General features: G+C 74.0%; 18 protein-coding genes. 11 read left to right on the forward strand and 7 right to left on the reverse strand.

The features are described from left to right. Nucleotides 1–98: 98 nt before the first annotated feature. A complete protein-coding gene (locus ACFPK1_RS00120; RefSeq protein ID WP_378018868.1) occupies nt 99–875 on the reverse strand; it encodes a PIG-L family deacetylase in 777 nt (258 codons plus the stop codon). A 24-nt stretch (nt 876–899) separates the two neighbouring features. Next, nucleotides 900–2,504, reverse strand: coding sequence for a hypothetical protein (locus ACFPK1_RS00125; protein ID WP_378018869.1), 1,605 nt, complete (start codon nt 2,502–2,504; stop codon nt 900–902). 361 nt (nt 2,505–2,865) lie between these two features. Between ACFPK1_RS00125 and ACFPK1_RS00130 the strand changes: the two genes are divergently transcribed. Then, a complete protein-coding gene (locus tag ACFPK1_RS00130) occupies nt 2,866–4,023 on the forward strand; it encodes a class I SAM-dependent methyltransferase (RefSeq protein ID WP_378018870.1) in 1,158 nt (385 codons plus the stop codon). 116 nt (nt 4,024–4,139) lie between these two features. Next, entirely contained in the window at nt 4,140–4,898 is a 759-nt protein-coding gene (locus ACFPK1_RS00135; protein ID WP_378018871.1) for an SDR family NAD(P)-dependent oxidoreductase, read from the forward strand. A gap of 3 nt (nt 4,899–4,901) precedes the next feature. On the opposite strand, the gene ACFPK1_RS00140 is transcribed toward ACFPK1_RS00135, so the two are convergent. After that, nucleotides 4,902–6,716 (reverse strand): TM0106 family RecB-like putative nuclease, encoded by a 1,815-nt coding sequence (locus ACFPK1_RS00140; protein WP_378018872.1) that lies wholly within the window; start codon nt 6,714–6,716, stop codon nt 4,902–4,904. Between the two features lie 208 nt (nt 6,717–6,924). Between ACFPK1_RS00140 and ACFPK1_RS00145 the strand changes: the two genes are divergently transcribed. The 7 genes from ACFPK1_RS00145 to ACFPK1_RS00175 all read left to right on the forward strand — a co-directional run bounded on the left by ACFPK1_RS00145 (nt 6,925) and on the right by ACFPK1_RS00175 (nt 13,819). After that, nucleotides 6,925–7,683 carry a DUF6474 family protein gene (locus ACFPK1_RS00145; protein ID WP_378018873.1) on the forward strand — a complete coding sequence of 253 codons (759 nt, stop codon included), beginning with the start codon at nt 6,925–6,927 and terminating at the stop codon, nt 7,681–7,683. Between the two features lie 358 nt (nt 7,684–8,041). Continuing rightward, the gene (locus ACFPK1_RS00150) at nt 8,042–9,031 is read left to right on the forward strand and encodes an IclR family transcriptional regulator (RefSeq protein ID WP_378018874.1); all 990 of its coding nucleotides are present in this window, start codon (nt 8,042–8,044) and stop codon (nt 9,029–9,031) included. Further along, on the forward strand, nt 9,028–9,714 hold the full coding sequence (locus ACFPK1_RS00155) for an ABC transporter permease (protein ID WP_378018875.1): 687 nt from the start codon (nt 9,028–9,030) through the stop codon (nt 9,712–9,714). The genes ACFPK1_RS00150 and ACFPK1_RS00155 overlap by 4 nt, the downstream gene beginning before the upstream one ends. A 55-nt stretch (nt 9,715–9,769) precedes the next feature. Further along, nucleotides 9,770–10,828 carry an ABC transporter ATP-binding protein gene (locus ACFPK1_RS00160; RefSeq protein ID WP_378019537.1) on the forward strand — a complete coding sequence of 353 codons (1,059 nt, stop codon included), beginning with the start codon at nt 9,770–9,772 and terminating at the stop codon, nt 10,826–10,828. Next, nucleotides 10,825–11,643 (forward strand): ABC transporter permease, encoded by an 819-nt coding sequence (locus ACFPK1_RS00165; RefSeq protein WP_378018876.1) that lies wholly within the window; start codon nt 10,825–10,827, stop codon nt 11,641–11,643. Before ACFPK1_RS00160 ends, ACFPK1_RS00165 begins: the two co-directional genes overlap by 4 nt. Before the next feature lie 78 nt (nt 11,644–11,721). Beyond that, nucleotides 11,722–12,744 (forward strand): glycine betaine ABC transporter substrate-binding protein, encoded by a 1,023-nt coding sequence (locus ACFPK1_RS00170; protein ID WP_378018877.1) that lies wholly within the window; start codon nt 11,722–11,724, stop codon nt 12,742–12,744. A 121-nt stretch (nt 12,745–12,865) separates the two neighbouring features. After that, entirely contained in the window at nt 12,866–13,819 is a 954-nt protein-coding gene (locus ACFPK1_RS00175; RefSeq protein ID WP_378018878.1) for a glycine betaine ABC transporter substrate-binding protein, read from the forward strand. 1 nt (nt 13,820) lies between these two features. On the opposite strand, the gene ACFPK1_RS00180 is transcribed toward ACFPK1_RS00175, so the two are convergent. Continuing rightward, complete coding sequence (locus ACFPK1_RS00180) at nt 13,821–14,513, reverse strand: NAD(P)H-binding protein (RefSeq protein WP_378018879.1); 693 nt, start codon at nt 14,511–14,513, stop codon at nt 13,821–13,823. A 166-nt stretch (nt 14,514–14,679) separates the two neighbouring features. On the opposite strand from ACFPK1_RS00180, the gene ACFPK1_RS00185 reads away from it, so the two are divergent. Both ACFPK1_RS00185 and ACFPK1_RS00190 read left to right on the forward strand, forming a co-directional pair. Then, nucleotides 14,680–15,726, forward strand: a complete 1,047-nt coding sequence (locus ACFPK1_RS00185; protein ID WP_378018880.1) for an amidohydrolase family protein — start codon at nt 14,680–14,682, stop codon at nt 15,724–15,726. Next, nucleotides 15,723–16,463, forward strand: coding sequence for a metal-sulfur cluster assembly factor (locus tag ACFPK1_RS00190; protein WP_378018881.1), 741 nt, complete (start codon nt 15,723–15,725; stop codon nt 16,461–16,463). Before ACFPK1_RS00185 ends, ACFPK1_RS00190 begins: the two co-directional genes overlap by 4 nt. 184 nt (nt 16,464–16,647) lie before the next feature. On the opposite strand, the gene ACFPK1_RS00195 is transcribed toward ACFPK1_RS00190, so the two are convergent. The 3 genes from ACFPK1_RS00195 to ACFPK1_RS00205 form a co-directional block, all read right to left on the reverse strand. Continuing rightward, nucleotides 16,648–17,625 carry a hypothetical protein gene (locus tag ACFPK1_RS00195; RefSeq protein WP_378018882.1) on the reverse strand — a complete coding sequence of 326 codons (978 nt, stop codon included), beginning with the start codon at nt 17,623–17,625 and terminating at the stop codon, nt 16,648–16,650. 201 nt (nt 17,626–17,826) lie between these two features. Then, nucleotides 17,827–18,954: a 5-methyltetrahydropteroyltriglutamate--homocysteine S-methyltransferase gene (locus ACFPK1_RS00200; RefSeq protein WP_378018883.1), complete on the reverse strand. Its 1,128-nt coding sequence runs from the start codon at nt 18,952–18,954 to the stop codon at nt 17,827–17,829. Nucleotides 18,955–18,964: 10 nt separating this feature from the next. Beyond that, nucleotides 18,965–19,789, reverse strand: a complete 825-nt coding sequence (locus tag ACFPK1_RS00205) for an IclR family transcriptional regulator (RefSeq protein ID WP_378018884.1) — start codon at nt 19,787–19,789, stop codon at nt 18,965–18,967.

Below are 19,789 nucleotides of genomic sequence, written 5' to 3' on the forward strand. Positions count from 1 at the left end.
GATCTCGTTCGGCATCCGCCGGCTCCGCTCCGGTAGGTCGGGTGTCGGCACCCATATCACCACGTCGAGCGAGTGGCGCCCGTAGCCGGGGCAGGCCGCTACGCCGGGAAGAGGGTGTCCTCGCGGTCCGCGGGATCGCCGCCGACCCGGATGAACCACTCGGTGCCGAAGGCCATGGCGAACCGGTCGTCGGGCAGGGCGAGGAAGAAGGAGTCCTCGGGGATCTGGCTGCGGTGCACCCGCATCGCCGCCCGCTTGGCCTTCAGCCACGGCGTCACGTCGACGCGGGTGGTCAGCTCGGACTCGGGCGAGCCGAAGCCCTCGGGGTCGAGGTCGGGCATCTCCTCGCCGGCCTCGCGGGCCATCTCGGCCATGCGGCGGAAGTCGTCGCGGTTGCTGGTGGCCTCGTAGACCCGGGGCGTGCCGGCCAGCTCGCCGGCGCGCCGCCCCACCCGGTGGACCTGGATGTGGTCGGGGTGGCCGTACCCGCCGATGCGGTCGTAGCAGGTGAGGACCTCGGCGTCCTCCTCCCGCAGGATCGCGGCGAGGCGCTCGGCGGCCTCCTCGACGTCGGCCGACCAGAACGACCCGGGCGCGCCGTTGGTCTCGCTGTCGACCATCCCGGAGTCGACGTAGCCGAGGAACTCCACCCGTGACGCACCGAGCACCTCGGCGGACTCGTGGGTCTCCTTGACGCGGCGCTCGGCCAGCGTCTCGCCGTCGTCGAGCACGCCCGGCACGATCTCGCCGTGCTCGCCGCGGGTCGCGACGACGAGCACCACCCGGTGCCCGGCCTCGGCCGCGGCGCGCATGACCCCGCCGCAGCTGATGCACTCGTCGTCGGGGTGCGCGTGGAAGCTGACCATGGTCGCCACGACGCGGAGCCTAGTGAGCGCGTCCTACGCCAGCGCGATCGACGCCACCAGCACGATCGCGACGAGCAGGAGCAGCGCCACCGTCCCGAGGATCACGCCCGCCCGCGGGCCCGGTCCGCGGGCGAACAGCTCGCGGCCCTGCAGGCCCTCCGACCGCGCGGCCGCGCTCGCCCACGGCGGGGCCGTGTCCTCCGGTCGCGCGACGCCGCCGCCGGCCGACCGCGCCGGCACCGCGCCGGGCACGAACTGCGTGCGCTCCGGCGGCGGGGGCGGGCCGGGGCGCGCGGGACCGCTCGGCCAGGACCCGGTGCCGCGCGGGGGCGGCGGGGACGGCGGGGGCTGCTGCGGTTCGGGACGCCGGCGCACCACTTGTGTCGCCTCCGGCTCCTCCCGCGCCACGACCTGCGTGCGGTCGGCGGCCGGGCCCGGGGCGTCGCGCACCACCTGCGTCGTGTCCGGGGACGCCGCGGCGTCGGCGTCCTGCGCCGACCACCGGAACGGCGGCGGGAACGGGTCCGACGGCAGGGGCCGCTCGTCGGTGCGGGCGTCGTCCTCCTCGTCCGCGGGCGGCGGGGGTGGGCGCAGGGACGGTGCCGCCGGGCGCGTCTCCGGCAGCGGCGGCGCCTCGGCGGCCGTCGTGGGCACGGGGATGCCGCGGGGGCGGCCGTCGGCGGGCTCGTCGGGCTCGTCGGGCTCGTCCGGCTCGTCCGGGGCCTCCGGGTCCTCCGGGTCCTCCGGGTCCGCCGGCTCGGCGGATGCGGCCGTCTCCGCCGGCGCGGCTGCCTCAGCGGGTGCGGCCGTCTCCGTGGGCGCGGCTGCCTTCGCGGGTGCCCCCGCCGGCCCGGCGGCGCCGTTGCCCGCGGACTTGATGCGCGCCGGTCGCTCGGGCAGCGGCGTCCACTGCGTGTCCCCGTCGGGACGGTCCTCCTCGATCCCGGCGGCCGGCTCGGCGGGGGCGGTGGAGGCGGGTTCCCGGGTCTCCCCCGCGGCAGGCGCGAGGGCACTCTCCACCGACCCGGCGGTCGGGATGGTGGCCCGGGGTGCGTCGCGGCCGGGGGTCTCGCTCGGGGCGACCGCCTGCTCGGCCGGGGGCGTCGGCGGAGGTGCGGGCGTCGCCGGGGGCTCGGCCGGGGGTTCGGGCGCGGGCGCGACGGGGCGCGACGGCGGCGCCGCGCCACCGGTGGTGACCGGGCCCGTGGGTCGCCGCGACGGGGGTGGTGGACGCCGGTCGGTCGGGGGCGGGCCGCCGCGGGGAGGCGTCGCCGGGCGGTCGGCCGGACGGGGTGGCGTGGGTGGTGTCGGGGCAGGTGGGTTCTGGGCGGGTGGGGTCGGGGCGGGCGGCGGGCCCGGAGGTGTCGACGCCGGGCGCCCGTTCGCGCGCCCGCCGTCGGCCGGCCCGGAGACGCCCGGGCGACCCGTGCGGTAGCCGCCGTCGAGCCCCTCGTCGAGACCCAGCTCGTGGTCGGCGGCGTCGAGCTCGCTGTCGTCGAGGTCGTCCTGGACGGCCGGCGGCGGCTCCGGGAGGCGCGAGGCGAGGAGCTCGTCGCGGCGCCGCCGGTAGGACTCGGCGTCGACCCGGCCGGTGGCCAGGTCCTCGTCGAGCCGACGCAGCTGCTCCGGGACGCCCATCGCACCTTCCTCCGCAGCCTGCCGATGCGGCAGGACCACCGTCCGACCTGCGCAGGTTTCGCACGGTAACGCACGACAGCGGTCCGTGAGTGATCGTCGGTCCGGCGACGGTCGGGGTGATCTCGGCGAAAAGGAGCGAACACCCCGCGCCCCGATCACGAAGGTGGCGGCGAATGCGACGCACGAGGGCGTCGCGGACGCAGCACAGCGGTCGAAACCCCCGGCCGCGGACGAGAGGACGTCAACCGTGTCTCCGACCTCGCGCACCACCACCTCCACCACCGGAGGCGGACGCGTCCTCCCGCGTCCCGCGGAAGGCGTGTGGCCGGGCCTGCAGGATCCGGGCGAGAACCGGCTGCGCATGACGGTGGCACGCGGCCTGGTGCGCTCGGCGGTCAAGCGCCTCCCGATGCACCTGGTGTGGCCGGACGGATCGGTCGAGGGCGACACGAACGGTCCCGGCCTGCGCCTGATCCGCCCGGAGGCCTTCTTCACGCGCCTCGGCCGCCAGGGACTCATCGGGTTCGGCGAGGGCTGGATGGTCGGCGACTGGGACTCCGACGACCTCGTCGGCGTCCTGCGCGTGATGGTCGACCACATCGAGGAGCTCGTCCCCCGCCCGCTGCGCAACCTGCGCCGTCTCTACGACCGAGGCCAGCCGCGCGAGGAGGTCGCCGCGGACGCGGAGGTCTCGCAGGAGAACGTGCACCGGCACTACGACCTGTCGAACGACCTGTTCGCGCTCTTCCTCGACGAGTCGATGATGTACTCCGCCGCCTGGTTCGACCCGCAGCGCCCGGAGGAGCCGCTGGTCGACGCCCAGCACCGCAAGATCGACGGCATCCTCGACCTCGCCGGGGTGCGCGCGGGCCAGCACGTGCTCGAGATCGGCACCGGGTGGGGCGAGGCGGCGATCCGGGCCGCCCGGCGCGGCGCGCGGGTCACCACGCTGACGCTGTCGGTGGAGCAGGCCGAGCTCGCGCGCGCCCGTGCCGAGCGCGCCGGGGTCTCCGACCGCATCACCATCGACGTCCGCGACTACCGCGAGGCCGCCGGCTCGTACGACGCCGTGATCAGCATCGAGATGATCGAGGCGGTCGGCGAGCGCTTCTGGCCGGAGTACTTCCGCACCGTCGACCGGCTGCTCGTGCCCGGCGGGCGCTTCGGCCTGCAGTCGATCACGATGCCGCACCACCGGCTCGAGGCGACGAAGTCGTCGTACACCTGGATCCACAAGTACGTCTTCCCCGGCGGGCTCATCCCGAGCCTCGAGGCCGTCGACGAGACCCTCGCCCGGCACACCACGATGCAGGTCGTCGAGCGCCGCTCCATCGGGCTCGACTACGCCGAGACGCTGCGCCGGTGGCGCGCCACGTTCCTGGCCCGCGAGGAGGAGGTCCGCGCGCTCGGTTTCGACGAGACCTTCGTGCGCATGTGGGACTTCTACCTGGCCTACTCCGAGGCCGGGTTCGCGTCGCACTACCTCGACGACTACCAGCTCGGGATCGCGCGCCGCTGATCGCGACGTGGTGGCGTTCACGAACAGTCAAGGCTGACCGGCAACGGGTGTCGGGGATAGCCTCCGCGCGGGTACACCCCGGTCCTCACCGTCCCGCGAAGGAGCGCCGCACAGAGATGGACACCAACGACGTCGCCGCGATCGTCACCGGCGGGGCCTCGGGCCTCGGCGGGGCCACCGTCCGCCGGCTCGCGAAGCAGGGGGCGCGTGTCGTCGCGATCGACCTGCCGAAGGCCGTCGACGGCGCGGAGGCGCTGGACAACGTCGAGTACGTGGGCGCCGACGTCACCGACGGCGACCAGGTGGCCGCGGCGGTCGAGGCGGCCACGGCCACCGGCCTGCCGCTGCGCGTGGTCGTCAACTGCGCGGGCATCGGCACCGCCGGTCGCGTGCTGTCGAAGAAGGGCCCGCACGACCTGGCGGTGTTCAACCAGGTCATCGGCGTCAACCTCATCGGCACCTTCAACGTCATGCGTCTCGCGTCCGAGGCCATCGCGCAGACCGAGCCGCTGACCGACGGCGCCCGCGGCGTCGTGGTCAACACGGCCTCGGTCGCCGCGTTCGAGGGGCAGATCGGGCAGGTCGCCTACGCCGCCTCCAAGGGCGGCGTCGTCGGCATGACCGTGCCGGCGGCCCGTGACCTCGCCCAGTACGGCATCCGCGTCATGACGATCGCGCCCGGCATCATCGACACCCCGATGCTCGCCGGCGTCGAGGAGTCGTTCCGCGAGCAGCTCGCCGCGGGCATCCCCTTCCCGCAGCGGCTGGGCCGCCCCGACGAGTACGCCCAGCTGGTCGCGCAGGTCATCGAGCACGACTACCTCAACGGCGAGGTCATCCGCTTCGACGGCGGCCTGCGCATGCAGCCGCGGTGACCGTCAGGCCGTGAGGTCCTCGAGGTGGGGCACCTCGAGGACCCGCTCCGAGGTCAGCCACGTGCGCAGCGTCCACGTGGCCCGCACGTCGTCCGCGTTGTAGACGAGCAGCCGCTCGCGCTGCGCCGGGTCGGGCTCGCCGCCGTCGAGCCCGACCGCGTCGCGGTACCAGCGCATGGAGTTCTCGCCGCCGGCCTCCGGGTCGTGCCAGGCGAACCCCGCCGAGGGCGCGACCCGCTTGAGGCCCTTGCCGTGCGGGCAGAGGAACGACTCGCTGACCACGGGGAAGAGGTCGATCCACGCCTCGGAGGCGATGAACTCCTCGACCTCCTGCGCCGGCGGCACCCCCGGCATGCCGGCGAACCGCTCGACCGACCCGCGCAGCCAGCGGTTCTCCGCCTGCTCGTTGTAGCAGTACGCCCGCATCACCAGGCCCCGCTCGGCGCAGCGCGCCCGCACGTCGCGCAACCAGGTCCAGAACTCGCCGAAGGAGCGCCCCTCGTCGCGGGTGGGCAGCGGATCCCACGTGACGAAGGCGCGGTAGCCGGGCTCGAGCCCGATGTCGGCGCCGGAGAGCAGCGCGCCCCACAGGTAGGCGCCGTCCTCGCCGAGGCTCTCCATGTCGACGTCCACCTCGACGTCGCCGCGCGCGACGGTGGGCCGCACGACCCGGCGCACGAGCGGGACGTCGCGGCTCCACGCGCGCGCCAGCGCGACGGCCTCGACGAGGTCGGGCACCTCGCCGGCCTCGGGCACCTCGGGCACCTCGGGGTCGGGCGGCGGGCCGGGCAGCCCCGCGGCCGGGTCGAGCGCCGCGAGCTCGCGCACCGTCGTGACGCCGCGGCCGCGCAGCCGCAGCGCGGCGTCGCCCCGCACGACCAGGCTGACGTCGTCGACCGCGCGCAGCGCCGCCTCGCACGTCGGCCACCAGGGGCAGCGCCGGCACTCGGTGATGCGCGAGGGCTCGGCGAGCGCGGGGGCCCGCGTGCGGGCCGCCTCGGCGACGGCCAGCCGGTCGGCGTGGCGCCGGTCGTAGGTCTCGAGCGTGCTGCGCCCGCCGGTGCCGGACGAGGACGCGGCGAGGTCGACCCACACCACGACGTCGGCGTCGAGCCCGACGACGCCGCCCCACACCGGCGCCCCGGGCGACTCGGGCGGCGCGAGCCCGGCGGCGCGCAGCATGCGGTGCAGGTGGGCCAGGCGCAGCACGTCGCGGGTCACCGTGCGCACCCGCCGCGCGTCGTCAGGCGCGGCCGCGTCGGGGTGTGGGCGCCCGAGCGGGGAGGTGAGCGCGCCCTCCCCGGGGTCGGTGATGCGGTGGCGCACGACGATCAGCGGCCACCAGCCGGACGCGGGGTCGCCGGGCACCGCCCGCACGAGGGCCTCCGCGTTGCCGCGCCGGCCCTCGGCGGCGGGGAGCTCGACGCCCCCGACGACGTCGGGCAGCGCCTCGACGTCCGCGAGGACCTCGCGGGCGGCCGTGGCGCGCTCGCGGGCGGTGGGCGCCGTGGGCACCGCCGCCCACCGGGGACCGAGGAGCTCGGCCCAGCGTGCGGCGAGCGCCGCGCGGTGGCTCGCCGCGTCCGCCTTGCGCATCGCCACGCCCGGGTCGGCGTCGTCGCCGGGGGGCGGGCCGCCCGGCCCGAGGTCCTCCGCCGGCACGTGCTCGAGGTGGACCCGGCGGCGGCAGCGTGTCGTGGCCGCGGCGTCGAGCAGGACCGGCCGCGGCGCCCCCGGGACCACGCCCGCGGGCGGCGCGGCGGGCGGCACGGCGGGCGCGCAGCCGTCGCCCGCCCCGTGCGCGGTGGTCGTGCTCATGGTCCGAGCCTCCCACGTGACCCCGACAGCCCTGGTCGACGCCGTCCGGCGGGCGCGGGTGTGGGAGGTGGGCGACCCGGGCACTCGGGCCGCGACGACCCGGGTGATCGGCCGCGTCGGGGCCGCCGGGGCCCGGCCCGCGGCCACTAGGGTGCGGGCGATCCGCCCGGACGCACCACAGGCCACGGGCACGAGGACTGGAGGGTCCATGGGACTGCTGCGGCGCCGCGGGCGGCCCGCGACGGAGGCGGACGCCATGCAGGTGGGCGACGACGTCTACGTCGTGAGCAAGAGGGCCGCGGACCTCGCGGTCTCGGCACAGAAGGAGCGGCGCAAGGCGTCGCTGGCCGAGCGGCGGCTCGCGGAGACCCAGGAGGCGACCCTCCTCGGCGACAAGAAGACCCTCAAGGCCGCGAAGAAGCGCTGGCAGTCCGAGGACGCGGCCGAGGACGACGACCCGACCGGCACCGTCTCCGACCCGGTGACCGGCGCGAAGATCAAGCGCTACATCGGGATCGCCCGCATCGTCGTGCCGGTGGTCGCCCCGATCGTGTACCAGGCGGTCGGCGCCGCCCGGGACCGCTGGGACGCCCACCGCGCCCGCCAGCTCGGCGTCGCCCCCGACGAGCTCGTCGACTTCAGCGGCCGCGGCGCCTCCCTCTACGCGCGCGTGCACCACATCGCGCTGTCCGCGCAGGACCTGCGCACCCGCCACGGCCGCGGCGACGACGCCCGCGCCGCCGAGGTCCGCTCGTTCGTCGAGGACGCCGAGCAGCGCCTCAGCGACCTGGAGTCCGCCGTGCGCGCCGCCGAGCAGATGCCCGCGAGCAGGCGCCGCAGCGCGCACGTCGCGGTGGCCGGCGAGCTCGAGCGCATCGAGGACCGCCTGCTCGCCCTGTGGGGCGTCGGTGGGAGCAACCCCCGGGCCGCGGTGACCGGCCCCCGCGACGGGGCCTCCTCGGGCTGACGCCCCGCGCCCTACCCCGAACGGGCGACGGTCGGGGCGCCTGAGCACATCACGATCGCGAAACATCACCGTCGTCACTGCTGGTGAGACGACCGGGTCGTCCGCACCCGGATGAGGGTGCCCCCGGGCACGGAGCTGCCCGGATCCGATTCGCGGTCGGCCCCCGATCGGCTGTCCGTCACCGAACGCGTCCACCCCGCGCGGGGAAACATCCCTCGAATGTCGGACCTACGGGGTGACAACCTGCACGCTCCCCGCCTACTGTCCCCGCAGTCGTTGTCGCTGAGACAACGCCCGTTGCCGCAGACGCCCCGCTTCGAGGGGCACGGGACGGGGTCTTCGGGAAGGGGGGCGAGCCGTGAGCCCTCGCGCGCGCACCGGGGCTCCGGACACGCCGGCACCCCGGTCACCCGGCTCGCCCGCCACCGCGCTCGGCGCGAAGGACGGCGCCCCCACCGCACCCGCCCCGCGCGGGCGACGCCCGCGCGACGAGGCCGGCGGCCCGGTCAACCGGGCGCTCGACGTCCTCGACCTCCTGGGCACCCCGGGCGGGCCCTCCTCCCTCGGCGTCGTCGAGATCGCCCGGCAGCTCGGACGGGACAAGTCGCAGGTCTCGCGCCTGCTCAAGCTCCTGGCCGACGCCGGCTACGTCGACCGCGAGCCCGGCTCGCTGCGCTACCGGATCGGCACCCGGCTGTTCGCGATCGGCGCCACGGCGGTCGACCGCCGGCTGCGCGACGAGGCCGACACCGCGGTCGCGCGCGAGGCCGCCCTGCTCGGTGAGCGCGTCGACGTCGGCATCCGCAGCGGCGGCAGCGTCATGACCATCGCCTCCGCCGCCCCGGACAGCGAGCTGCGCGCGGCGGGGTGGGTGGGACGCACGGGGCCGTTGTCGTGTACTGCCACCGGGCGTGCACTCCTGTTCGACCTCGACACGGCCGCCATCGCCCGGGTGATCGTGCCCGAGGGCCTCGGCCCGGCCGGTCCGGCGGCGCCGCGGTCCCTCGACGAGCTCGTCTCCCGGGTCGCCGACGAGCGCCGGCGCGGCTGGGCGCTCGCCCGCCACGAGACCGATCGCGGCCTGCTCTCCCTCGGCGCCCCCGTGCGCGACAGCAGCGGCGCCGTGGTCGCCGCCCTCGGCGTGAGCGGCCCCGAGTCGCGCGTCGATCCCGTCCTGGACGAGGTCCGCGCCGCGGTGCTGCGGGCGGCCTACGACCTGTCCCGGTCCCTGGGGGCGGGGGCGGTGAGCTCGGCAGGGCGCGCCACCGCCCGCGCCGGACCGTCCGGCCCCACGAACGACGTGTCCCCCCTGTCCACCCCCCCTGCTCCCGAGAGAGGAGCGTCGTGAACTTCCTGGACTATCTCGCCAGCAACTCGCAGCAGATCATCTTCCTGACCCAGGCCCACTTCCTGGTGGTGCTCATCGCCGTCGGCCTGGGCTCCCTGATCAGCGTCGTGCTGGGGCTGGCGGTCTCCACCGGTGAGCCCGACCCGCGCCGGTTCTCGCTCGACTGGTTCGCGACGGGCGTCCGCGAGGGCAGCCTGGTCTTCACCGCCGCCCTGCTCACCGTGCCCTCGCTGGCGCTGTTCGCGCTCTTCCTGCCCATCACCGGGCTGGGGGTCACCACCGCGATCATCGTGCTGACGATCTACACCCTCTACACGGTGCTGCGGAACACGGTCGCCGGCCTCACCACGGTCGACCGGGCGGTGCTGGAGTCCGCCAAGGGACTCGGCTACGGCCGGCTGCGCCGGCTGCTCACCATCCAGCTGCCGCTGGCCTGGCCGGTCATCCTCAACGGCATCCGCGTCACCACGCTGATCTCGATCTCGATCGCCGTGGTCGGTGCCGTCGTCCAGGGACCCGGCCTCGGGATCCTGCTGCTCAACGGGATCTCCCGCATCGGCGCGGCGAACTCCTTCTACCAGGTCCTCGCGGGCACGCTGCTGTGCCTCGTCGTCGCCGCCGTGTTCGAGCTCTTCTTCGCCATCGTCCAGCGCCTGACCATCCCCAGGGGGATCCGTGTCTGACACCGCAGACCAGACCACGTCCGTCCCGGACTCCGGCACCGGACAGACCGACACGATCGTCCTCGAGGGCGTCGAGAAGATCTACCCGGGCGGCACCAGCCCGGCCGTGAGCCAGCTCGACATGAAGATCCCCCAGGGCGAGATCGTCATGCTCATCGGTCCCTCGGGCTGCGGCAAGACGACGACGCTCAAGATGATCAACCGGCTCATCGAGCCGACCGCGGGACGCATCCTGCTCAACGGCAAGGACGTCACCCACGTCAACGGCGACCTCCTGCGCCGGGAGATCGGCTACGTCATCCAGCAGGGCGGGCTCTTCCCGCACTTCTCGATCGCCGACAACATCGGCGTCGTCCCGAAGATGCTCGGCTGGGACAAGCAGCGGATCAGGGAGCGCGCCGACGAGCTGCTCCACCTGGTCGGCCTCGAGCCCTCGCAGTTCCGCGACCGCTACCCGCGCCAGCTCTCCGGCGGGCAGCAGCAGCGCGTCGGCGTCGCCCGGGCGCTGGCCGCGGACCCGCCCGTCATGCTCATGGACGAGCCGTTCGGCGCCATCGACCCGATCACGCGCGACCGCCTCCAGGACGAGTTCCTGGAGATCCAGCGCACCGTCGGCAAGACGATCGCGTTCGTCACCCACGACCTCCAGGAGGCCGTGAAGCTCGGCGACAAGATCGCCGTGTTCGCGACCGGCAAGCTCGAGCAGTACGCCGACCCGGAGACCGTCCTCACCCGCCCCGCCAACGACTTCGTGTCCGACTTCGTCGGCGGCGGCGCGGCGGTCCGGCGGCTGTCGCTGCTCGAGCTCTCCCGCCTGGAGCTGCACCCGATCGAGACCGACGAGAAGGCGGTCGGCAACAGCAACGGCACCCCGGTGGCCGAGATCGACGGCTCCGGCAAGCCGGTGTCGTGGCGGCACCTGCCCGGCGCCGACGCCTCGGGCGTCGCGCTGGTGACGGTGCCGATCTCCGGCACGGTCTACGACGCGGTGGACGTCATGCTCGACGGCTCGGCCTCGCTGGTCGCGGTCGTCGACGACGAGGGCCGCGCGCAGGGCGTCCTGCACTGGAACGACCTCGTCAGCGGGCTGCGCACCCGGGAGCGTGACGCATGAGCACGGCCACCCCGGAGACGGTCAACACCCAGGCCGAGGAGTCCGTCGAGGAGTACGAGGGCAAGCAGGAGGGCGGTCGGCTCGCCCGGCTCTGGCAGCAGCACTACGACCTGGTCATCCTGCCGGCGATCATCGTCCTGCTGCTGCTCCTGCTCTTCGTCTACATCCAGACGCGCGACCTCGACACCATCGAGGAGCGCGTGCTGGCCGCCGACAACGTGGCGGGGCTGCTCCGGCAGCACCTCTGGCTCGCGTTCCTGTCGACGGTCCTCGTGCTGATCATCGCGGTGCCGCTCGGCATCCTGCTCAGTCGGCGGGGCGCGCGGAAGGCGCAGGGCCCCGTCCTCGCCGTCGGTGGGTTCGCGCAGGCCCTGCCGCCGTTCGGCGTGCTGCTGCTCATGGCGTTCTGGCTGGACTTCGGCGTCACCACCGCCGTCATCGGCCTGACGCTCGCCGCCCTGCTGCCCGTGCTCCGCAACACGGTCATCGGTCTGCAGCAGGTCGACCAGTCGCTCATCGAGGCGGCTCGCGGCATGGGCATGTCGTCCCGGCAGACGCTGTTCCGCGTCGAGATCCCGCTCGCGGTGCCGGTCATCGTCGCCGGTCTGCGCGTGGCGCTCGTGCTCAACGTCGGCACCGCCACCCTCGCCAGCTACATCGGCGCGGGTGGCCTGGGCGAGCTCGTCCAGCAGGCCCTGCGGCTCAACCGCATCAACGTCCTGCTGGTCGCCGGCGGCGTCATCGCCGCGGTCGCCCTGCTCATCGACTGGCTCGCCGGCGTCGTCGAACGCGTCGTCGTGTCCCGGTCCGGCTGAGGCCGGTCCTCGAGATTTCTCTCGGCCGTCCGCCCCGCCCGCGAGGCCCGGCCAACCCCGGAGGATAAGGAGAACACTGTGCGGTGGACATTCCGCGGTGACCGAACCGGTCGCCGTTCCGGATGGCGGGCGGGCGCGGTCACGCTCGCCGCGACGGCCCTCCTGGCCGCAGGCTGCGGTGGCCTGTCGGGCAGCGGCCAGCCCGCGGCCCAGGGCGGCAGCCTGGCGGCCAGCGGCATCAACCTCGCCGGCCAGACCTACACGATCGGCGGCAAGGAGTTCGACGAGCAGCTGGTCCTGTGCAAGATGACCATCGCCGCCCTCCAGTCGGTGGGCGCGACGGCCAACGACCGCTGCAACATCACCGGTACCGCGTCGACCCGCGCCGCCCTCGTCGGCGGGCAGATCGACATGTACTGGGAGTACACCGGTACCGGCTGGATCACCCACCTCAAGAACGCCTCGCCGATCCCGGGCTCCGAGCAGCAGTACATCGCGACCCGTGACGCGGACCTGGCGCAGAACAACATCGTCTGGCTGCCGCCGTCGCCGTTCAACAACACCTACGGCCTCGCGGTGACCCGTCCGTTCGCCGACCAGAACAACCTGCGGACGCTGACGGACTGGGGCAACTTCACCAACAGCGGGAACCCGGCCGCCACGCTCTGCGTCGAGGCCGAGTTCGCCGGTCGTGACGACGGCCTGGCCGGGCTGTACCGGACCTACGGGGTCACCAACCCGCCGGCCGGTCCGCCCGGGCTGAACACGCTGGACACGGGCGCCATCTACCAGGCCACGGCCAACGGCAACCCGTGCAACTTCGGCGAGGTCTTCACCACCGACGGCCGCATCCCCGGCCTGAACCTGGTGACGCTGCAGGACGACAAGAACTACTTCCCGCAGTACAACGCGTCGCCGACCTTCCGCAAGGAGGTCTTCGACCGGAACCCGAGCGTCCAGCGGGTCTTCGACGCGATCACCCCGCGTCTGACCAACGAGGTCATGCTCGACCTCAACGGGCAGGTCTCCTCGCAGGGGCAGGACCCCCAGCAGGTGGCCACCCGCTGGCTGCAGCAGCAGGGCTTCATCGGCGGGCAGTGAGCCCGGTGATGCCGTTCCCGACGGTGTGACGACGGCGGCGGCCGGTCGCGGGTCCTCGGACCCCGGCCGGCCGTCGTCGTCGGATCGGTCCACGCCCGTTCCGAGACGAAGGCGCCCGCCCGTGCCCCGACCCCCGGTCCTGATCGCCCTGCTCGTCGTGGTCGCCGCCCTGCTCGCCGGGTGCTCGGACGACCGCAGGCTGACCCCGCCGGGCAGCTTCGCCCAGGAGGTCGACCTCACGGGACAGACGCTGACCGTCGGCGGCAAGGAGTTCGCGGAGCAGATCGTGCTCTGCAAGATGACGATCGCCCTGCTGCAGTCGAGCGGGGCCACGGTCGTCGACCGCTGTGACACGAAGGGCTCGGCCAACGTCCGCGCCGCCCTGACCAGCGGCCAGATCGACATGTACTGGGAGTACACCGGCACCGCCTGGCGCCTGTACCTGTCCCAGGAGTCGACGATCGCCGACCCGATCGCGCTCTACGACGCGGTGCGCGTCGCCGACGCCGGCAACCAGGTCACCTGGCTCGACCTCACGCCGTTCAACAACACCTACGCGATCGGGGTGCGCACCGACATCGCGCAGCGGCTGCGCGTCCGGACCCTCTCGGACTTCGCCGCCCTCGTCCGGTCCGGGTCGCCGGCGGGGACGCTGTGCGTCGACCAGGAGTTCACCGGGCGCGAGGACGGCCTGCAGGGCCTGCTCGCGACCTACGACATCCCCCTCGGCGACCAGGCGCTCGACACCCGGGAGATCGACCAGATCTACGACGCGGTCGCCGCGGCGAACCCGTGCACGTTCGGCGAGGTGTTCGCGACCGACGGCCGGCTCAACCCGCTGCGGCTCTCGACGCTCGTCGACGACCGCGGCTACTTCCTGCCCTACAACGCGGCCCTGACGGTCCGCAGCGACGTGATGGCGCGCGCCCCCCGACTCGCCCTGCTGGGCCGGATGCTCGCGCCCACCCTCACTGAACCGGTGATGCGCCAGCTCAACGAGCGCGTCTCGGCCGGCGGACGCAGCCCCGACGAGGTCGCGCGGTCGTTCCTGCGCGAGCAGGGGCTGATCGGGTAGGTCAGCGGGGGGCGTTCGCGCCGCTCAGCGCGGCGACGGCCTGCGCGGGCGGCACCGTGCCGCCGACGAGGTCGAGCACCGCGCCCGCCGTCCGGGGGGCGTCGAGCAGCGCCAGGAGCACCGCGGCGACGTCGTCGCGGGTGACCTCGCCGTAGCCCACGGGGGGCTGACCGCCGACGGGTCCGAGGCGCACGAGCCCGGTGCCCGGGTCGTCGGTGAGGCGCCCGGGGCGCAGGATCGTGAGGTCGAGGTCGGACCGCGCCCGCAGCGCGTCCTCGGCGGCCTTCTTCGCGCGCAGGTAGTGGGCCCACACGGAGTCGTCGTCCTCGGGCGCCGGCGGGCTGTCGATGTTCATCGCCGACACCAGCAGGTAGCGCCGGACCCCGGCGGCCGCGGCGGCGTCGGCGAGGAGCAGTGCGGCGTCGCGGTCGACGGTGTCCTTGCGCTCGACGGTGCTGCCCGGCCCGGCGCCCGCGGCGAACACGACGGCGTCGGCGCCGGTCAGGTGCGTGGCGAGCTCACCGGAAGCGATGTCCTCGAGGTCGGCGACCACCGGTTCGGCGCCCGCGTCGCGCACGTCGTCGGCCTGGTCCGGGTCGCGGATGAGGGCGACGGTGGCGTCGCCCCGGGCGGCGGCCTGCCGCTCGAGGCGCAGCGCGATCTTGCCGTGGCCGCCCGCGATGACGATGCGCATGCTGACGACCGTACGCGCGGCCTTCGAGCCATGTCCGTTTAGTCCGTTTCGGCGGCCGGTGGAATCCGTGGGGTTGCCCACCACCGAACGATCACGTGTGATGTGGGCCGCGTGGCCACCACCACACCCACCACCACGGCCGCGCAGGCTCGGGAGGCCGAACCTCGTGTACGAGAAGAACGGTGAGAAGTACTTCGTCGTCGATTCCCACATGCACTACTGGGACGCGTCGCCCGAGAACTGGGTGCAGGGCGCGGAGCAGTACGCCAAGGGCTGGATCGAGTGCTTCCACGCCTACCAGTCGCTCGGCCCCGCCGAGACCCACCAGCCGCTCGAGGAGTTCCAGAAGGTCTCCGAGGAGCAGCTGATGCGCGAGGTCTTCGACGAGGGCCACGTCGACGTCGCCATCTTCCAGTCGACCTACCTGCGCGAGTGGTACAAGGACGGCTTCAACACCAGCGAGCGCAACGGCGAGCTGGCGACGAAGCACCCGGACAAGTTCCGCGTGAACACCCGCTTCGACCCGCGTGACGGCGACGCCGGCATGCGCGAGTTCGAGGCCAACGTCGAGCGCTACCAGCCGCTCGGTGCGAAGCTCTACACCGCGGAGTGGAACGGCGACTCGCGCGGCTTCAAGCTCTCGGACCCCGAGTGCTACCGCTTCCTCGAGCGCGCCCAGGAGCTGGGCATCCGCAACATCCACGTCCACAAGGGCCCGACGATCTGGCCGCTGGACAAGGACGCCTTCGACGTCTCGGACGTCGACCACGCGGCCACGGACTTCCAGGGGCTCAACTTCATCGTCGAGCACGTGGGCCTGCCGCGCATCGAGGACTTCTGCTTCATGGCGACGCAGGAGCCCAACGTCTACGCCGGCCTCTCGGTCGTGCTCGGCGGCCTCATGCACGCCCGCCCGCGCTTCTTCGCGAAGGTCATGGGCGAGCTGCTGTTCTGGGTCGGCGAGGACAAGATGACCTTCGGCTCGGACTACAACATCTGGGAACCCAAGTGGCAGGTCGAGGGCCTCGTCGACTGGGACTACCCGGACAGCGCCGAGTACGAGGACTACCCGCGCCTCGGCACCGACGGCAAGAAGAAGATCCTCGGCCTGAACGCCGCCAAGCTCTACGACATCCCGGTGCCCGCGGAGCTGCAGCTCGGCGCGGGCGAGGGCGCCCAGCTCGTCGACGAGCGCGAGGTGGCCCAGGCATGACGGTGCTCTCCGACTCCCGCATCGCCGGATCCAACGAGGCCGAGGCGTCGGCCGCGACGGGCCCGGCGGCGCGGGTGTGGGAGGCGCTGCGGACCGTCCGCGACCCGGAGCTCGACGCCGACGTCGTCTCGCTCGACTTCGTCGGGTCGTGCTCCGTGTCGGACGGGGTCGCGCACGTGTCGCTGCGCCTGCCCACCTACTTCTGCGCCCCGAACTTCGCGTTCCTCATGGTCGCCGACGCCCACGACGCGGTGTCGGCGGTGCCCGGCGTCGCCCGGGCCGACGTGACGCTCGCCGACCACTTCGCCTCCGACGCCATCAACGCCGGCGTCGCCGCGCGGGCGGGCTTCGTGGGCTCGATGGCCGGCACCGAGGTCGGCGAGGCCGTCTCGGAGCTCGACGACCTGCGGCGCACGTTCACCGAGCGCGCGCTCATGGCCGGCACGGACCTCGTCGTCCGCCCGCTCGTGCGCGCGGGGGCGACGCCGGAGCAGGTGGCGGCGATGACCCTCGCCGACGCCCCGGAGTCCGACGACCTCCGGCGCCTGCGGGCCCGGCGCCGCGAGCTCGGCATCCCGGCGGACGACGGCGACCCGCTCGTCGTCGACCCCTCCGGCGCCACGGTCGGCGTCGACGCCCTCCCGCTGCACCTGCGCAAGGCGCGCTCGTACCAGGTCGGCGTCGACGCGAACACGAGCATCTGCCGGGGCCAACTCGCGGCCCGCTACGGCGTCTGAGGCTGGCGCTCGCGTCCGCGTCAGATTCGGAGCGAACGCGCTGTTCGCTGCTTCTATGCGCACGAACTCCGCGTTCGCTCCGTATCTGCGCGCGTGGGCGAGGTCCTTGGTTGCAGCGAACGCGCTGTTCGCTGCTTCTACGCGTGCGAAGTCCCCGCTCGCTCGACGGGTGACGGCGGCTCGTTCAGGTCGACTGCGGTGTGCCGGAGGCGGCGACGACCAACAGATCGGGGCACGGTCGTGAGGCCGCGAGTCGATAGGAGCCCCACAGCTCCTCGATGACGGCGGCCCGGTCGGAGCGCAGACGGCTCGGCCGGGTGTGGGCGACGACGAGGCCGTACGCCTGCATCCGCGCCCGGCGGCGGAGGGTCTTGTCCCAGTCGGGCAGCAGGAAGTGGTGGCGACGCGAGTCGATCTCCCACGCCAGTCCGACGTCCGGGAAGTAGGCGTCCGGCTCGGCGATGTAGGTCCCCGTCACCGGGTCGTAGAGGCGCGGGTTCCACAGCACCGGCGGCAGTTCGCTGTCCGCATGGACCGCGAGAGCCCACGCCTCCGCGACGGAGTGCACCCCGACCCCCAGCTCCTCGCGCAGCACGCGACGGGGCAGCGCCGTGCCCCGTTGCGAACCCGCGGCGAGCTCGGCGGTCAGGCGAGCCACGGTCGTCCGCCCCTTCTGGACGACCTCGGTGAGCACGCCCCGCACCACGTCGAGCTGATCCTCCCGGCGCACGGTGTCGATCACGGCGCGATCCAGCGGGGCGAGATCGAGGCCGTCCACGGTCATGGCGCGCGGCAGTCGCTCGGTGCGCTCGATCTCCACGAACGCCGACGAGGTGCGTTGTCGCTGCTCGTCGACCAGCACCAGGATGCGCCCGTCGGGCGACGGGTCGGTGAGGCCGTGACGGCGCAACGCCTCGCCCCCGCTGATCACCGACGACGGGCCGGCGTACAGCAGCGCGGCGGCCGCTCGCTGGTCGGCGGTCGGCTCGTCCCGGCCCTCCTTCACGACGCCACGCAGCACTCGGCGCACATGTCCTGCCTGGACCCGCCGACTGATCGTGGACGACGACAGGCCCAGTGCCGTCAGATCGGCGACCGCCGCGACGCCGAAGAGCCCGACGGACGCGATCGCGACGGGGTCGACTCGGGAACGGCGGGGCATGCCGCGAGCGTCCCCCCGCCGCTCGCGGCGACGGTAGCGACGACCCCGGAGCCTGTGGACGCAGAGAGACGATGGGGACGGCGTCCGGACCAACGTCGCGGCACACCAGGTCCGGTCGCGAACGGGGACTTCGCGCGCATAGAAGCAGCGAACAGCGCGTTCGCTGCAAACAACCCCGGGCGGCGGGCGGCGGGGGCGGGGTCAGCCCCAGACGTCCTGGGCCACGGAGACGACGAGGTCGAGCTTCGCGCGCTGCTGGTCGGCGGTGAGGTCGTTGCCCTCGACCGTCGAGGAGAAGCCGCACTGCGGCGAGAGGCAGAGCTGCTCGAGCGGCACGTACTTCGTGGCCTCCTCGATGCGGCGCTTGAGCGTGTCCGGGTCCTCGAGCTCGCCGGTCTTGGTGGTCACGAGGCCCAGGACGACCTGCTGGTCGCCGCGGGGGACGAAGCGCAGCGGCGAGAAGTCGCCCGAGCGCGCGTCGTCGTACTCGCAGAAGAAGCCGTCGATCTCCAGGCCGCCGAACACGGTCTCGGCGACGTAGTCGTAGCCGCCCTCGGCCGCCCAGGACGAGCGGTAGTTGCCGCGGCACATGTGGGTGGTGACGCGCAGGTCGTCGGGGCGGTCTCGCAGCACCTCGTTGATCGTGGCCACGTAGCGCTCGTGCATGTGGTCGGCGTCCTCGCCGCGGGCGGCCATGGACTCGCGCTGCGCCGGGTCGTTGAGGTACGCGAGCGAGGTGTCGTCGAGCTGCAGGTAGCGCACGCCGGTCTCGTAGAGCCGCGAGACCTCCTGGCGGTAGGCGGCCGCGAGGTCGGCCCAGAACTCGTCGGGCTCGGAGTACGGCGAGCCCTCGTGCACCGGCGCCCCGCCGAGGCGGTAGTGCAGCATCGACGGCGACGGGATCGTCAGCTTCGGCACCGCCGACGACGTGAACGACGCCAGCGTCGTGAACGCGTCACCGAAGATCGTCTTCGAGAGCCCGATCCGCTGGTCGATCACCAGCGACATCGCGGCGAAGGTCAGGTCGCCCGACGAGTTGCGGAACGCGACCTCGACCGACGAGTCCTTCGACGAGGTGACGCCGTCGAGCTGGTAGAGGAAGTCCATGTGCCACGACGTGCGGCGGAACTCGCCGTCGGTGGCCGCCTGCAGGCCGACGCCCTCCTGCAGGGCGACCGCGTCGCGGATCGCCTCGTCCTCCGCGGCGCGCAGCGCGTCGGCGTCGATGCGCCCGGCGGCGTGGTCGTCGCGGGCCTGCTTCAGGGCGGGCGGGCGCAGGAGGCTCCCGACGTGGTCGGCGCGGAACGGGGCGCTGGTCCGGGCACTCATGCGCGGCAGGTTATCCGCGGCGCACGGCCCCCGGCCCGCCGTCGTCCCATCCAGTGGAAACAGGATCCTGCAGCGCCACGGACAGGCGGCGCGCGCCCTCGCGGACCGCGCGCTCGAGGCGGTCGCGCCGGTCGGCGATGCTGCCGGGGCCGCCGGCGGGGACCACGGGGACGGCCACCGCCACGGCACCCACGAGCGTCGGCCCGCAGGACGACGGCACCCGTACCGGGGCGGCCATGCAGGCCAGGCGCTCGCGGAACTCGCCGCGGTCGACGGCGAGGTCGCGCCGGCGCACCGCGTCCAGCTCGCGCTCGAGCTCGCCCGGGTCGGTCATCGTGCGGTAGGCGTGCGCCGGCAGGCCGTCGCGCTCGAGGATCGCGCGCCGCGCGGGCGCCCCGGCCTCGGCCAGCCAGAGCTTGCCGACCGCGGTGGCGTGCAGGGCGCCGCGCCACGCCGAGATCACGGGCACGGGGTGGTCGGCGCAGTCGTCGTGCCCCACGACCACCACGTCGTCGTCGCGGAACGCCGCGTAGAGCGCGCCCGCGCCGGCGGTGCCGTGCACCTCGCCGAGGATCCCGCCCAGCCCGCGCGGCACGGGCAGCTGGGCGACGAGGCGGTCGTGCAACGCGGGCAGCTTGGGACCGAGCCCGAAGCCGCGCGGCGCCTCCAGGCGCACGAGGTAGCCGTCGGACACCAGGCTGTCGAGCAGGTGGTAGGTCGTCGAGAGGTTGTACTCGAGCCGCCGGGCGACGGCCTTCGCGCTGATCCCGTCGCCGGCCGCGGCGACGACCTCGAGCACCTGCAGGGCGCGGTGCACCGAGGAGAGCGCGCTCAC

The sequence above is a fragment of the Actinomycetospora rhizophila genome, assembly GCF_042657905.1.
Classification (GTDB): domain Bacteria; phylum Actinomycetota; class Actinomycetes; order Mycobacteriales; family Pseudonocardiaceae; genus Actinomycetospora; species Actinomycetospora rhizophila.

Bases quoted from the DNA above. Each gene is read 5' to 3' on its own strand.
- ACFPK1_RS00125 (WP_378018869.1), bottom strand. From the start codon at position 2,504: ATGGGCGTCCCGGAGCAGCTGCGTCGGCTCGACGAGGACCTGGCCACC.
- ACFPK1_RS00130 (WP_378018870.1), top strand. From the start codon at position 2,866: ATGACGGTGGCACGCGGCCTGGTGCGCTCGGCGGTCAAGCGCCTCCCG.
- ACFPK1_RS00135 (WP_378018871.1), top strand. From the start codon at position 4,140: ATGGACACCAACGACGTCGCCGCGATCGTCACCGGCGGGGCCTCGGGC.
- ACFPK1_RS00140 (WP_378018872.1), bottom strand. From the start codon at position 6,716: ATGAGCACGACCACCGCGCACGGGGCGGGCGACGGCTGCGCGCCCGCC.
- ACFPK1_RS00145 (WP_378018873.1), top strand. From the start codon at position 6,925: ATGGGACTGCTGCGGCGCCGCGGGCGGCCCGCGACGGAGGCGGACGCC.
- ACFPK1_RS00165 (WP_378018876.1), top strand. From the start codon at position 10,825: ATGAGCACGGCCACCCCGGAGACGGTCAACACCCAGGCCGAGGAGTCC.
- ACFPK1_RS00180 (WP_378018879.1), bottom strand. From the start codon at position 14,513: ATGCGCATCGTCATCGCGGGCGGCCACGGCAAGATCGCGCTGCGCCTC.
- ACFPK1_RS00190 (WP_378018881.1), top strand. From the start codon at position 15,723: ATGACGGTGCTCTCCGACTCCCGCATCGCCGGATCCAACGAGGCCGAG.
- ACFPK1_RS00195 (WP_378018882.1), bottom strand. From the start codon at position 17,625: ATGCCCCGCCGTTCCCGAGTCGACCCCGTCGCGATCGCGTCCGTCGGG.
- ACFPK1_RS00200 (WP_378018883.1), bottom strand. From the start codon at position 18,954: ATGAGTGCCCGGACCAGCGCCCCGTTCCGCGCCGACCACGTCGGGAGC.